Raw genomic sequence first — 14133 nt, forward strand, 5'->3', positions numbered from 1 at the left:
AGGAAGGCCACCTGCGCAGAATTGGACACACTCCTCCGTCTGAAGATTACGGAAGTCTCACAATAGGTGAGAAGGAGCGGCGCGGCTGTTCACCGCATATCTGACGTTACCGCTGTTCAGTAGTCTCAGAATGGCTGAGAAACGTCTCACTTCGAGTAAGATCGGTCAGGTGCTCTCCCACTGTGGGGTGCGGGAGGTACACCTGCGCACCGGTGGCGAGGAATTCCTCGCTCTTGCGCTGCATCCCGGCAATCACCGCCTGCGCCTCGGCACTGCCGTAGGTGTCCCGGATGTCCTGTGAGATACGCATCGAACAGAACTTCGGCCCGCACATCGAACAGAAGTGCGCCGTCTTCGCCGGTTCAGCGGGAAGTGTCTCGTCGTGGAAGTCCTGCGCGGTGACCGGGTCCAACCCGAGGGCGAACTGGTCACGCCACCGGAACTCGAACCGGGCCTTGGACAGGGCGTCGTCGCGTGCTGTGGCTCCTGGATGCCCCTTGGCCACGTCGGCGGCGTGTGCGGCGATCTTGTAGGTGATGACACCGGTCTTCACGTCGTCCCGGTTCGGCAGGCCGAGGTGTTCCTTGGGGGTGACGTAACAGAGCATGGCGGTACCGTGGCGGGCGATCTCGGCCGCCCCGATGGCCGAGGTGATGTGGTCGTATCCCGGCGCAATGTCGGTGACCAGCGGTCCGAGCGTGTAGAACGGCGCCCCGTCGCACAGCTCCTGCTGACGTTCGACGTTCTCGCGGATCTGGTGGAGCGGGATGTGACCGGGACCCTCCACCATGACCTGCACGTCGTACTCCCACGCCCTGTGGGTCAGTTCGGCGAGGGTGTCGAGTTCGGCGAACTGTGCGGCGTCATTCGCGTCCGCGATCGATCCGGGGCGCAGACCGTCGCCGAGTGAGAAGGCGACGTCGTAGGCGGCGAAGATCTCACAGAGCTCGTCGAAGTGTGTGTAGAGGAAGTTCTCCTCGTGGTGCGCCAGGCACCAGCCCGCCATGATCGATCCCCCGCGCGACACCATTCCGGTGACCCGGTCGGCGGTCAGCGGGATGTAGCGCAGCAGGACCCCGGCGTGCACGGTCATGTAGTCCACGCCCTGCTCGCACTGTTCGATCACCGTGTCGCGGTAGATATCCCAGGTCAGTGCCTCTGCGTTGCCGTCGACCTTCTCCAGTGCCTGGTAGATCGGGACGGTGCCGATGGGGATGGGCGAATTGCGGATGATCCATTCCCGGGTGGTGTGGATGTCGTTGCCGGTGGACAGGTCCATCAGTGTGTCGGCGCCCCAGGTGGCGGCCCATTCCAGCTTCGACACCTCCTCACTGATCGAGCTGGTCACCGCCGAGTTTCCGATGTTGGCGTTGATCTTCACCAGGAACTCCCGACCGATGATCATCGGCTCGGATTCCGGGTGGTTGATGTTCAGCGGGATGATCGCGCGACCGGCGGCGACTTCGCTGCGCACCAGTTCCACGTCGCAGTTCTCCCGCAGGGCCACGAACCGCATTTCCGGGGTGACGACACCCCGACGCGCGTAGTGCATCTGCGTCACCGTGCGGCCCGGTTCAGCATGACGGGGTTCAGGACGTCGTCCCTGCCACTGCTGGGACGGTGCGCCACGGCGGACGGCGGCCCGGCCGTCGTCGATCAACTGTCGTTCACGGAAACGCCCGATACGGGTGTCTCCACGTGCCCGGATCCATTCTTCACGCCAGGGGGCCAGGCCTTCTTCCGGGACGCTGCCCGGCCCGGCGGTCCGGTAGACCTGCAGTGGCGGGTTGGGGCCGCCGTCCGGGGAGTTCTCCTGGTGGATCTCGGTGACCGGGACCCGGATGCCGTGGTCTTCGATCCATCCGCAACGGTGCGCGGGGTGCTGCTGGACAGGGGTGGACGGGGCAGACGGGGTAGACACAGCTACGCTCCTCACTTCCTACGTCGGTATCAACCGGATCAGGTTCGACGGTCCCGGACGATCACAGTCCGGTCTCAGCCCCTCGTGGGGCACCCGTGTGGACGCCTCATGCCTACCACGGCAGTGAGGACACATCAAAACCGGCTCTTCGTGATTCAGAGTGCGTAGCTGCCGGCGGGGCGGGATCGGTGTGGCACAACATGTAGGGGCCCTGGGGCCCGAACCCCTGATGGTGGACACGGGGATGTAGTCAAGATACGAGTCGGAGCTTACCGGACGACTGCGACTCAAACGCCTGTGGTGTGAGATACCCGCACCACGAATGCCGACGGACGGTGTTGTAGCGGATACACCACCGGAACACGTCCCGACGGCACACCAGCTGGTTGGTGAAGGTCTTCGCGTCCTGGAGGACCTCGCGCTTGAGTGCGGCATTGAACGACTCGGCCAGCGCGTTGTCCGCGCTGGTACCGATCGCGCCCATCGACTGGCGCAGCCCCAGGCGGCGACAGGTGTCCTGAAATGCCCCGGACGTGTAGACACTGCCGTGGTCCGAGTGAAAGACCGCACCGGCGAGACTGCCACGCTGGTTCTTCGTCATCACCAACGCTTCGTATAGCTCACCGGGTTAGCTAGTCTACGGGAAATGACTTTCCGGCTCGTCCGTGTCTGCGCTCTCCTCGGTCTCCTCGGTGAAGACATCGACCATCGCGTCCAGGAAGTCGATGATCTCGCGCCGGGCGGACGGAGACACCTGCCGGGCCACCTGCATCATCCTGTCGTGCATCGGGCCTAGCGCATCGGACATCTCGTCCCGGGAGAGGTCCGTCACCGTCAACGTCACCGACCGCCGGTCACTGGGGTGGCCGGTGCGCACGACATGGCCGGAACCGGTGAGCCGGTTGAGCAGCTTCGCGGTCGCCGCCGTCGAGATCTGCAGGGCCGAAGACAGGTCACGAGCAGTGAAGACGGCCCCAGCGCGCTCGGCCGCGGAGATCAGCCGGATGGCCTCCAGGTCGGTGGAGTTGAGTCGCATCCGACCGCACATCCGTTGACGCATGTCATGGTCGGCGCCCCGGAACCGACGCAGGGCCTCGAGAAGCTCCACGTTGGGGTCGCGCCCGTCGTACCAGTAGTCGGTCTGCATCGTCATCTCGTCACGTAGGGGCACCGTCCAGCGTGAACAGTGTACTAGACGCGGCACTGCACCGGAAGAATGACGGTGCGAACATATGGCTATCGGGCCATTATTTCGGTGACAGTACCGGTCCGGAATTAACCGTTTTAAATTCACGCGGACTGAAATTTTCGTAGCATCGGAAGAATGTCATTCCTGCGACCGCAGCCATTCTTCCACCACACCTACCTCCCGGTCTCCGCCGACACCGCCTGGGACTGGCACACCCGCCCGGGTGCCGTGGTCAGGCTGACGCCCGGTATCGCCAGGATGACGGTCACCGGTGAAGCGGACAGTCTCCGCGACGGCACCACCACCTTCCGGCTCCCGGGCGGCGTCGCCTGGCGTGCCCGGCACCAGGCCGGGGAGTTCGAGGACGGACGCAGGTTCACGGACGTCCTGGAGTCCACGCCGCGGACGGCCCTGAACACCCTCGTCACCTGGCGCCACCAGCACGAGATCGCTCCGAACGGCGAGTTGTCCTGCACGGTCACCGACACCATCACCACCAATGCGCCGGATGCACTGCTGTCGAGGATCACGAGTTACCGTGACCGTCAGCTCACCGCCGACCTTCGTCGACTGGAGGAGATGCGGCAGTGGGACGGTACGCCGCTGACCGTCGCCGTCACCGGGCCCAGTGGAACCGTCGGAACCCAGCTGGTGGCGATGCTGCAGACCGCGGGGCACACCGTGATTCCCCTGTCGCGGAGTGAGAGGCCGGGTGGCCGGGTCTGGGATCCGGAGTCGCCGGCGTCCGATCTCCTCGACGGGGTGGACGCCGTGGTGCACCTGGCCGGTGCGCCCATCGCCGGACGTTTCACCGACAGTCACCGTGACGCTGTGTGTGAGTCCCGCGTCGGTCCGACGCGCAGGCTCGCCGAGCTTGCCGCCGAGACCCCCGGTCTCACGACGTTCATCTGTGCCTCTGCCGTCGGCTACTACGGGGCGGACCGCCCGGAAGCAGTCACCGAAGAGTCCGCACCGGGCGCCGGCTTCCTCGCCGAGGTCGTCTCCGACTGGGAGGAGGACTGTCAGCCGGCCCGCGACGCCGGTCTCCGGGTAGCGAACATCCGCACCGGTCTGGTGCTGACCGGAGGCTCACCACTGCTGACACTCCTGGGAGCCTCGTCCCGCATCGGAGGCGGCCCGCTCGGTAGTGGGGAGCAGCACTTCCCCTGGGTGGCGGTGGATGATCTGGTGGACATCTACCACCGCGCCGTCGTCGACCCTGATATGTCGGGGCCGGTGAATGCGGTGGCCCCGGAGGAGATCACCCAGGCGGACTTCGCCGCCGTCCTCGCGGACCTGCAGACACTGCGGGTCCCGCTCGCTCTCCCGGTGCCGACCCTGGGACCACAGGTGCTCCTCGGTCGGGAAGGGGCCGAGGAGCTGGCCCTGGCGGACCAGCATGTTCTCTGCGACAAGCTCGGTCGTGCCGACCACCGCTTCAGGTTCACCGCGGTCCGGGAGGCGCTGCGTCACGAGCTGGCATTGAACTGACGAGGTAAATCGCTAATATTATCGCTAACGAGGTTAGCTAATGTAGTATCGACGCGAGTCTGACTCTTATCAAGCCGCGTCCCTGAGTGGGCGTATATCCACCATGAAAGCGTGATGTTCTTGCGCACTTTGAGCACCGACACACAACTGTCCTTTGATTCGCTGCTGCTCCTGTCCTTCGGCGGGCCGGAGAAATCGGAGGACGTCGTCCCCTTCCTCGAGAACGTCACCCGGGGTCGCGGTATCCCTAGGGAAAGGCTCGAGGTGGTCGGCGAACACTACTTCGCCCTGGGCGGGCGTAGCCCGTTGAACGACCTGAACCGCGAGATGATCACCACCATCCGCAGCGCACTCGAACGCCGGGGACTGGACATCCCGGTGTACTTCGGCAACCGGAACTGGCACCCGTTCATCGAGGACACCGCCGAGGCCATGGCCCGGGACGGGGTCCGCAACACCGCTGTGTTCGCGACGTCCGCCTGGGGCGGGTACTCCGGGTGCCGGCAGTACCACGAGGACATCGCACGGGCCCGACGAGCTGTCACCGAGCGGGGGAGTGTCCCGCCCCGGATGACGCGTCTGGGCCAGTTCCACGACCATCCACGCTTCATCACCGAGTTCGCCGACGCGGTGGATGCCGCACGGGCCACCCTTCCCACTGCGGCTGACCGCGACGGCGCCGAACTCATCTTCACCGCCCACTCCGTACCGCTCAGTGCGGATGCCGAGGCAGGTCCGCCCGGGGTCGGTGGTCAGCTCTACTCGAGGCAGGTCCGCGACAGTGCGCGGTTGATCCTCCAGGCCAGCTCCTTCGGTGCTGACGCCGTTGCCGGGGCGGGGGCCACCACGGAGCCCACCGTGGTGTGGCAGTCCCGGTCCGGCCCGCCCTCGATCCCGTGGCTCGATCCCGACATCTGTGACCACCTGGAGGCGAGGGCCGCGTCCGGCAACGCGCGTCCCGTGGTCCTCTGCCCGGTCGGCTTCGTGTCGGACCACGTCGAGGTCCTCTGGGACCTCGACACGGAGGCCCGGGACACCGCGCGGTCGCTCGGTGTCGAGCTTGTCCGGGCGGCGACGCCCGGGTCGACCGCAGGATTCGCCGACATGGTCGTCGACCTCATGAGGGACGCTGCGGACGCTGAGAACGCTGAAAACGCTGCGGACGGCAGTGGCGTCGGGGCCGGCGTCGGTATCGGAGAAATGCCGAATTTCGGTAACACGGTCAATGGCTCACTGTGCGCCCTCCACTGTTGTGGATCGTGAACATTTGACCCGTAAATCCATTTCCTGTGTCCACGCATATGGAAAAGGAAATGGTGGCGAGAGATTCGGACCACGGTTACAATGGGGTGTATGGGCAATTTCGCATTGGCAAACCCGTCCACCGGAAACACCGAAGAGACATTCAACCGCATCAATGACGACGACCGCGACGCCATCCTGGACACCGCCAGCACGGCGTACGACAACTGGCGGCAGACCACCATCGAGGAACGCGCCGCCGTGCTCAACCGCGCCGCGGACCTCTACACCGAACGCGCCGACGAGCTGGCGTCCTACATCGGCCGCGAGATGGGCAAGCTGACGTCCTGGGCGAAGGCCGAGATCGGCATCGTCGCCGACATCTACCGCTGGTATGCCGAGCACGCCCATGAGCTGCTCGCCGACAAGGAACTCGCCGCGCAGGGCGCCACGCGGACGTTCGTGCGCAAGGACCCGATCGGGCCGCTGCTGGGCATCATGCCCTGGAACTTCCCCTACTACCAGGTCGCCCGCTGGGCCGCCCCGAACCTGCTGCTGGGAAACAGTCTCGTGCTCAAGCACGCCTCCATCTGCCCGCTGTCCTCCCAGGCATGCCAGGACATCCTCGTCGAGGCCGGCCTGCCGCAGGGGGTCTTCCAGAACATCTACGCCTCCGGCTCCCAGATGGACGCCTTCGTGGCAGACCCCCGCATCGCCGGGGTGTCACTGACCGGTTCCGAGGGCGCCGGTGCCGCGGTCGCGAAGACCGCCGGCGAGAACTACAAGAAATCCCTGCTCGAGCTCGGCGGCAACGACCCCTTCATCATCATCGATAACGAGAACCTCGACTGGGTCCTCGACCAGTACGTGAAGATCCGCATGTACAACACCGGTCAGGCCTGCAATGCGCCGAAGCGGCTGATCGTCCTGGAGGACTTCTACGACGACGTCGTCTCCGGGTTGGAGAAGCGCATCGGCGAGCTGACCGTCGGCGCGTGGGACGACCCGGACGCCGACGTCGGACCGTTGTCGTCGATCGACGCCCGCGACGAGATCGTCCAGCGACTCAAGGACGCCGCCGACGCCGGCGAGGCCACCGTCCGTGTCGGCGGTGGTGCCGTGGACCGTCCGGGTGCGTTCATGCAGCCCGCGCTGCTCACCGATGTCGACCCGAGCGCCGACGTCGGCTGCAACGAGGTTTTCGGCCCGGTGGCCATCGTCTACTCCGCCAAGGACACCGACGAGGCTGTGGAGATCGCCAACAACTCCGACTACGGCCTGTCCGGCTCGGTGTGGGGTGCGGATGTGGAGGCCGCCCGGCGGGTCGCCGCCCAGCTCAACGACGGTATGACCTTCGTCAACGAGGCCTCGGTGACCGGTGCCGCGCTGCCTTTCGGTGGGGTCGGACGCTCCGGTTACGGTCGTGAGCTCGCTGAGTGGGGGGTCGGTGAGTTCTGCAACGACCACCTCTTCCGGATCAGTGACCAGTCCGACGCCGGACTGTCCCCCGCCTTCTAGACCGGATCCGCTTCCGGACCGGCGTCGTTACTGTGGGTCGCCGTCGCGTTCGGTGGCTTCCTGGACGACCTGTTCCTCGAGCTTGTCGTTGTCCGCATCCGACTCGTCCAGGGCACGGTCCAAAGCAGCCTCCTCCTCGGCGTTCAGATCGCCGTCACCGTCCTCCCGCTTCTCAGCAAGATCACGAACTGTGTCGCGGGTCTCGGACTCCTCACTGAGACGCGTACGGGACAAGATCCACCAACCAACCAAAAGCACCACCATCGCCAGACCCAGGTACCCCAGCACCGGGTAGACATAGGTCATCAGGGTGTCGAAGCCGACGAAGCTCACCCCGTACCCGGCTGCGCACAGACCGAGGAACACCGGCACGTACCAGCCCGGCCTAGACGAGGTCACACGGGTGCCGAGCGCGTAGAACATACCGATCGCGGTGTTGTAGATCATCGCGAAGATCACGAACACCATGATGTAGGCCATCACCGGGTGCATGGAGTCGAACAGGGTGAGCATCGGCACGTCGTCGTCGGCGACGACCTCGATGTTCATCAGCAGGGTGAAGACCGCCAGCACCAGCAGCACGGTGTAGACCACACCACCGGCCACACCTCCGCGGGCAGCGTCGCGCATGTTGGCGTGGTTGCCGCCGATCACCAGGGACATCGACACCCCCAGCAGCAGGGCCAGCCCGTTGTAGTTCAGGGCGGACAGCCACCAGGGGCTCACCACGGAATCCTGCCCGGACGCCAGGTCGCCGAGGGCGCCGAGGTCCTCCGGCAGGTTGAACAGGGTGTAGACGAACCCGATGACCACCGCGACGATCAGCAACGGTGTCAACGCACCGATGATGCCGCTGACCTTGTCCACGTCGAACAAACCTGTGCCCATGACCAGCAGCGTCATGATCAACGCACCGATCCAGGTCGGCAGCCCGAACTGCTGCTCCAGATTGGATCCGGCACCGGCGAGCATCACGAAACCGATGCAGAACAGTGTCAGGGTGACGATCACGTCCAACGACCGTGAGACGACGGGGCGGGAGATGCCTCGGAAGACACTGTTGTGGTCGTCGGCGAGGAAGTAGCTGCCGAGATGCAGGATGACCGCACCGACGACCATCATCACCACACCGGCCAGCAGCGCGCCCCACAGACCGTTGACGCCGAAGGACACGAAGTACTGGACCACCTCGAGACCGGTGGCGAACCCGGCGCCGACCAGAAGGCCGAGGAAGGCCATCGAGATCTTGATCTGCTCCTTCATGGCACGGAGTCCTCCTGGTCCTGGACATGACCCGGCCCCGGTGCGATGTGCGTCCGGGGCATGTCCGACGGTTCCGGGCTGGCCGCCGAGGGCAACGACAGGGCCGCCGCGGCCAGGTCCCGGGCCCCGGCGGGGGACTGGCCCACCGGCTACCTGCGCTTCGTCAGTAGGCCGACGATCCACAGCAGCACGACCGCGCCGAGCAGGCAGGTCAGGAAGCTGAAGATCCATCCACCGCCGGCGACGTCCACGCCGACAAGGGTGAGAAGCCAACCACCCAGGAATCCACCGATCACACCGACGACAATGTTGAGCAACAGGCCCATCTGACCGTCACGTTTCATGATCTTCGAACCGATCCAACCGGCGAGACCACCGATCACGATCCAGCCGATGAAGCTGAGCGTGGGTGCTGAGTCGGCGGCGAGAATGAGGGCGTCTGGTTCCATGGTTCTTCTGTTCTCCAGAGTCGTCGGGAATAGGTACGGGTCAGCGCTATTGTATTGATCACATCAGACTCTACGACTGCACGACCGGCCCCACCACACCCCTGCGGGTGGTACGTCCCGGCGGGGCGCTCCCCGACGGGTCTTACTCCGTGCCGATCCGTGACCGTTCCACCGTCGCCGGTTGCAATTCCGTCCGTCCGGTACCTGCCCCGTTCTCCATCCCCCACCGAACCGCCTGCGAACGGCGCTCCACGCCCATCTTCTGGTACGCGGACCGGATGTACGACTTGAGCGTGTTGATCGAGATGTGCGTTCTCCGGGCAATGTCCTCATTGGTGAAACCCCGTGTGATCAATGTGACCACCTCTGCCTCCCTGGCGGTGAGGCCGGCGTCCTGACCCGGCCACGAACCGGCGACGGCCCTGGAGGTATCGCGGGGGTCCAGCGGCAGACCGTCCCTGCCGGACACCAGGACAGCGCCCCGTCCGATCGCCTCCAGGCACTCCACCAACTCCCGGGCACCCATCGACTTGTCGAGATAGCCGCGGCACCCCTTCTGCATCGAGGCGGCGACCAACTCTTCCCCCATGTTCCAGGTGTAGACCACGACCCTGCCCGAGGTCGGGTCGTTGACCACCTTGTCGACCTCCTCGCTGTCGGTCTGCGACAGCCCGAAAGTGTCGTAGAGCGTCACATCGACGGTTTCGCCACCGGTCTGCCCCACCTTGGTCGAGACAACGCGAATCCGGTCGCCATAAGGGGCGAGCATGGATTCGAGTCCTGCGACAACGACCTCGAAATCATTGCGCAGCCGGACGCGCAGCGGCGTGGACGGTATGACTGACATCCTGGTGATTATACGCACCTCCAGGAACCGACCACAGGCCGCCGCCTCCTGTTCCGGACGTCAGCCGGACATCAGGGCGTCGTCCCGTGGATGTAGCCGAAGCGGTGCTCGGTGGTCGTGACTGCCTGCTCAAGGAGCATGGGCAGAAGCTCACGGCGCCCGTCCGGGAGGACGGGACGGTCAAGGATCACCGAGCCGGAGCGGGCAGCGCCGACGTAGAGCTCCGGGTCGACGTCACCGAGGGTGCGCACCCGCACGCTGGACTGCACCTCGATCTCCTCGGCGAAGTCCAGGTCGGAGACCGGCCGCACCCGGTTGCCCAACTCCCCCATCGTGGAGGCTACCGCGTGCGTGGCGGACACGTCGAGTTCGGTGCCGGTGACCGACGCGCCGAGATACAGGCGCAGAAGGTCGCGCAGGTTCGCGTTCTCACCGATGCGCACCCGCAACGGCTCAAGCAGCGGGCGGTAGCGGAACACGTTCGACTCCACGACCAGCGCGGTCCGGTCGTGCTCCATACCGAACTCCGTGGCCCAGGCGTTGGCGTCGGATTCGGCGGCCCGCCGCAACCATCGGTGGTCGTCGGCGGTCAGCACGGGGTGCGCCAGTCCGTGGAACTCGCGCAGCATCTGGGTGATCGCGGTGGACACGCTGCCGCTCTGCAGCTCATCGGCGTCACCTTCGCTCCACACACCCTGCTGGGCGACATAGTTCGGGCCGCCGGCCTTCGCCCCGTTGCCGATCGAGGATCCCTTCCAGCCGCCGAAGGACTGGCGCTGGACGATCGCGCCGGTGATCCCGCGCTCCACGTAGATGTTGCCGGCCTCGACGCGGTCACGCCAGAAGGTGGTCTCATCCCGGTCGATGGTGTGCAGCCCGGCGGTCAGCCCGTAGCCGGTGGAGTTCTGCCACTCGATGGCCTGCTCAAGGGACTCGGCGTGCATGATGCCGGCGACCGGACCGAAGCACTCGTGGGTGTGGAACCAGGAACCGGGTTGCACGTTGTCGCGCAGCCCGGGGCTCCACCGGGTGGCCTCCTCAGGGGAGCCGTTGAGCGGTGTGGGCTCCACCAGCCATTTCTCGCCACGTTCCAGCCTGGTCAACCCACGCATCAGCTTGTCCCCGGCAGGTTCGATGATGCCGTTCATGTCGGTGGCGAGATCGCTTCCGTGTCCGACGCGCAGGGACTTCACGGCGTCGACGAGCTGTCCGATGAATCGCTTTGACGTGCCCATCGAACCGACGGTGATGATCAGCGAGGCGGCCGAACACTTCTGTCCGGCGTGACCGTAGGCGGATCCGACGATATCGGAGACCGCGAGATCCGGGTCGGCGGCCGGGGTGACGATGATGGCGTTCTTGCCGGAGGTCTCGGCATTGATCACCATCGTCGGATCCCAGGAGCGGAACAGCTTCGCGGTCTCGGACCCTCCGGTGAGGATCACCGAGTCGATGTCGGGATGGGAGACCAGGCGCTTACCGGCATCGCCCTCGTCGGCGTTGACCAGCTGGAGCATGTCCTCGGTGACCCCTGCTTCGCGGAATATGTCCACGAAGACCTCGGCAATCCGGAGGGTCTGAGGGGCGGGTTTGATGATCACACACGCACCTGCGGCCAGTGCCGCCATGCAACCGCCGACCGGGATAGCGACGGGGAAGTTCCACGGGGGGATCACCGCAACGGTGCGGTACGGGGTGAAGCGTGACCCGCGCTGGTGGTCGAGAGCTCGCGCCGATTCTGCATAGTAGCGGCAGAAGTCGATGGCCTCAGAGACTTCGGGGTCGGTTTCGGCGATGGTCTTGCCGGCTTCGTGGACGGCCGCGGCGATCAGGCGGTGCCGGTTGTCGGCGAGGGCGTCGGCGACGCGATCCAGGACGTCGGCGCGTTCGGCGCCGGTCTTCGCAGACCAGGATTCATGGGCACCCAGAGCACGGTCGACGGACGCGTCGACGGTGGCCGGGTCGGTGACCAGCTCGCTGACCGTGGGGCCGGGATCGGAGGACGGGTCGACGATGCGCTTGGCCCACTCGCGGTTCGCCGGGATGTCCGGGTCACTGTCGGGCTCATTGACGAAGTTGCCGGGCACGCCGGCGGACCTGGTGCCCATCTTCTCCTCCGACTCCAGGGCACGGTCCTGGATACGTCGAGGCCCGGCGACGGTGGACCACCGGTCGCGGACGGCGGCGAGGAAGCGTTTGCGCTGGCCCTCCATCGGGGTGATGCCGGTGTCCTCGTCGTCCTCGGGGGTGAACATCGCGTAGAGGAAGTTCTGTTTTGCACCGTTCTCCTCGAGACGCCGCACGAGGTAGCTGACGGCGACGTCGAAGTTCTCCTTCTTGACGACCGGTGTGTAGAGGATCAGCCCGCCGACGACGTCGCGCACCGCGGCGGCCTGCGCCGGGGCCATGCCCTGCAGCATCTCGGCGTCGATCTGATCCTCCACCCCGCGTTCCACGGACAGTTCGTGGGCCAGGGCCATGTGGAAGACATTGTGAGTCGCCACGCCGATGCGCAGGTTCTCGGCGATCTCGGGAACCAGAGCCCAGTCCAGCAGGCGGAGGAAGTTGGCGTCGACCTCGGCCTTGGTGAGGTACGGGGCCTGGGGCCAGTCGTGTATCTCGGAGTCGACGCGCTCCATCGACAGGTTCGCGCCCTTGACCAGGCGGACCTTGATCTTCGCGCCGCCCTTTTCGCGGCGTCGACGAGCGAAGTCGGCGAGGTGGTGCAGGGCGTCGAAGGAGTCCGGCAGGTAGGCCTGCAGGACGATGCCTCCCTCGAGCTCGAGGAACTCTTCCTCACCGAGCAGCTCGGTGAAGATCCGGAGCGTGAGGTCGAGGTCCTTGTACTCCTCCATGTCCATGTTGATGAACGGGTGCGGGGAGCGTTTCAGAGCCTCGCGATACAGCGGCCGCAGCCGGTCCTTGAGCCGTTCGACCGACCCTTCGGGACCGTCGAGGTCCCAGTGGTTGAGCTGGGAGACCACGGCGGACGCCTTGACGCTGATGTAGTCGACCTTGGGATTGCGCAGCAGCTCGATGAGGTCGTCACGGCGGCGTACCGCCTCCTCCTCACCCAGGACGGCTTCGCCGAGCAGGTTGATGTTGAGCTGGAAGCCGTCGTCCTTCGCCGATTCCAGCATGGTGTCCATGGTGCCGCTTTCGGCATCGAGGACGAGGTGGCCGACGACGGTGCGGAGGTACGCACGGGCGATCGGCATGACCACCTGCGGAAGCAGTGGGGCGGCGATGGATCCGGCGGTGACCAGAAGTCGGTCGACGATGCCGAGGAAGCCGGGGACGGGGGCCTTGCGCTTGACCGGGTGGGCGATCTTGGCGAACTCCTCGGCAGCGACGCGGTTGTCCTCGGGGCGGGCGACACGGTCGACGAAACTGAAGGTGAACTCCACGCCGCTGGGTTCATGGACCATGTCGGCGAGTTGGCGGGTGGAGCGGCTGGTTTCCTCGATCTTCAGCCAGTCGTCGGCGCGGTGCAGTGCGCGTTCCACGACGGACTCGACGTCGTTGGCGTTGTCCGGGCGGGTGGTGGCGGCATCACTGCCGGTCGTGGGCGCCGACGGGGACGTGGTGTCCGCTGCGCCGGTGGCTGTGCCGGCTGCATTATCGCCTGTGGTGTTGTCGGCGGTGTTGTCCGCGGTGTTGCCCGCAGGGCTCGCGGAGTCGCGGTTGTTTTCGCGGTCGGTGCCGATGATACTCTCGTACCTCCTGCTCTCGGCGCCCCATTCGGTGCTGAGTCTTTCATGGGCCGTTCATGGTCGTTCAACATGCCTTCAGTTCCGACAACGTCGCGGGGGCGGTGGGCGTGAACGCTGCAGCTGAGGTAACCCGGGTGCCGAGTTTACGGACTTCACCCAGATGATGCTGTGACGTGACTGAGGTCACGGTGACAAAGTGCTGCTGGCACTGGCTGTTGACGGGTATGGCCGAGGCACCGACAGTGGATCCGTATCCGTGCACCAACCCCAGACACGCCGGCTACTTCAGCTCATTGGCCAGGGTGTTCATGTTCTCATCCTCCCGGGAGATCAGACCTGCGTCCAGATCGCCGTCGAACACTGTCCGTCGCCAGCGGCGGAATCTCCCGATGTCGGTCGGCCGGGCATCGAGCCATTTCCGTGTGGTGCGCCAGGGTTACGGAGCTCTTCGTGATTCAGAGTGCATTGATCCGGTCCTGCAGCTGCCCGGAGTGAATCAT

At 65.6% G+C, this 14133-nt stretch carries 10 protein-coding genes, 1 pseudogene and 1 riboswitch; of the genes and pseudogenes, 3 read left to right on the forward strand and 8 right to left on the reverse strand.

Annotated features, from left to right (window positions below; translation table 11 throughout):
* Positions 1–106: 106 nt before the first annotated feature.
* The 3 genes and pseudogenes from thiC to ACTXPP_RS13225 all read right to left on the reverse strand — a co-directional run bounded on the left by thiC (position 107) and on the right by ACTXPP_RS13225 (position 3092).
* Positions 107–1921 (reverse strand): phosphomethylpyrimidine synthase ThiC, encoded by a 1815-nt coding sequence (thiC, locus tag ACTXPP_RS13215; protein WP_441610071.1) that lies wholly within the window; start codon positions 1919–1921, stop codon positions 107–109.
* Positions 1920–2028: riboswitch (TPP riboswitch) on the reverse strand. Its footprint overlaps the gene before it by 2 nt.
* Before the next feature lie 143 nt (positions 2029–2171).
* A pseudogene (locus ACTXPP_RS13220) lies at positions 2172–2534 on the reverse strand (transposase); the annotation flags it as partial.
* 24 nt (positions 2535–2558) lie between these two features.
* Positions 2559–3092, reverse strand: a complete 534-nt coding sequence (locus ACTXPP_RS13225; RefSeq protein WP_443342547.1) for a MarR family winged helix-turn-helix transcriptional regulator — start codon at positions 3090–3092, stop codon at positions 2559–2561.
* A gap of 153 nt (positions 3093–3245) precedes the next feature.
* Here ACTXPP_RS13225 and ACTXPP_RS13230 point away from each other — a divergent pair, with 153 nt between their 5' ends.
* The 3 genes from ACTXPP_RS13230 to ACTXPP_RS13240 all read left to right on the forward strand — a co-directional run bounded on the left by ACTXPP_RS13230 (position 3246) and on the right by ACTXPP_RS13240 (position 7361).
* Positions 3246–4601, forward strand: a complete 1356-nt coding sequence (locus tag ACTXPP_RS13230) for a TIGR01777 family oxidoreductase (protein ID WP_443342548.1) — start codon at positions 3246–3248, stop codon at positions 4599–4601.
* Positions 4602–4715: 114 nt separating this feature from the next.
* Positions 4716–5864 carry a ferrochelatase gene (locus ACTXPP_RS13235; protein WP_441583655.1) on the forward strand — a complete coding sequence of 383 codons (1149 nt, stop codon included), beginning with the start codon at positions 4716–4718 and terminating at the stop codon, positions 5862–5864.
* A 90-nt stretch (positions 5865–5954) separates the two neighbouring features.
* Positions 5955–7361 carry an NAD-dependent succinate-semialdehyde dehydrogenase gene (locus ACTXPP_RS13240; RefSeq protein ID WP_301497470.1) on the forward strand — a complete coding sequence of 469 codons (1407 nt, stop codon included), beginning with the start codon at positions 5955–5957 and terminating at the stop codon, positions 7359–7361.
* A 27-nt stretch (positions 7362–7388) separates the two neighbouring features.
* On the opposite strand, the gene ACTXPP_RS13245 is transcribed toward ACTXPP_RS13240, so the two are convergent.
* From ACTXPP_RS13245 to ACTXPP_RS13265, 5 genes are all read right to left on the reverse strand, one after another.
* A complete protein-coding gene (locus ACTXPP_RS13245) occupies positions 7389–8624 on the reverse strand; it encodes a YkvI family membrane protein (RefSeq protein ID WP_443342550.1) in 1236 nt (411 codons plus the stop codon).
* The gene (locus ACTXPP_RS13250; protein ID WP_443342551.1) at positions 8621–8770 is read right to left on the reverse strand and encodes a hypothetical protein; all 150 of its coding nucleotides are present in this window, start codon (positions 8768–8770) and stop codon (positions 8621–8623) included. Before ACTXPP_RS13250 ends, ACTXPP_RS13245 begins: the two co-directional genes overlap by 4 nt.
* Before the next feature lie 3 nt (positions 8771–8773).
* Complete coding sequence (locus tag ACTXPP_RS13255) at positions 8774–9073, reverse strand: GlsB/YeaQ/YmgE family stress response membrane protein (RefSeq protein WP_443342553.1); 300 nt, start codon at positions 9071–9073, stop codon at positions 8774–8776.
* A gap of 142 nt (positions 9074–9215) precedes the next feature.
* Positions 9216–9920 carry a response regulator transcription factor gene (locus ACTXPP_RS13260; protein WP_443342555.1) on the reverse strand — a complete coding sequence of 235 codons (705 nt, stop codon included), beginning with the start codon at positions 9918–9920 and terminating at the stop codon, positions 9216–9218.
* A 71-nt stretch (positions 9921–9991) separates the two neighbouring features.
* Positions 9992–13426, reverse strand: a complete 3435-nt coding sequence (locus ACTXPP_RS13265) for a bifunctional proline dehydrogenase/L-glutamate gamma-semialdehyde dehydrogenase (RefSeq protein WP_443342556.1) — start codon at positions 13424–13426, stop codon at positions 9992–9994.
* Positions 13427–14133: the final 707 nt, after the last annotated feature.

The sequence above is a fragment of the Candidatus Corynebacterium faecigallinarum genome (assembly GCF_052264515.1).
Classification (GTDB): Bacteria; Actinomycetota; Actinomycetes; order Mycobacteriales; family Mycobacteriaceae; genus Corynebacterium; species Corynebacterium faecigallinarum.

Excerpts from the sequence above, each read along its gene's own strand:
- ACTXPP_RS13230 (WP_443342548.1), top strand. The coding sequence starts at position 3,246 with ATGTCATTCCTGCGACCGCAGCCATTCTTCCACCACACCTACCTCCCG.
- ACTXPP_RS13235 (WP_441583655.1), top strand. The coding sequence starts at position 4,716 with ATGTTCTTGCGCACTTTGAGCACCGACACACAACTGTCCTTTGATTCG.
- ACTXPP_RS13240 (WP_301497470.1), top strand. The coding sequence starts at position 5,955 with ATGGGCAATTTCGCATTGGCAAACCCGTCCACCGGAAACACCGAAGAG.
- ACTXPP_RS13245 (WP_443342550.1), bottom strand. The coding sequence starts at position 8,624 with ATGAAGGAGCAGATCAAGATCTCGATGGCCTTCCTCGGCCTTCTGGTC.
- ACTXPP_RS13255 (WP_443342553.1), bottom strand. The coding sequence starts at position 9,073 with ATGGAACCAGACGCCCTCATTCTCGCCGCCGACTCAGCACCCACGCTC.
- ACTXPP_RS13260 (WP_443342555.1), bottom strand. The coding sequence starts at position 9,920 with ATGTCAGTCATACCGTCCACGCCGCTGCGCGTCCGGCTGCGCAATGAT.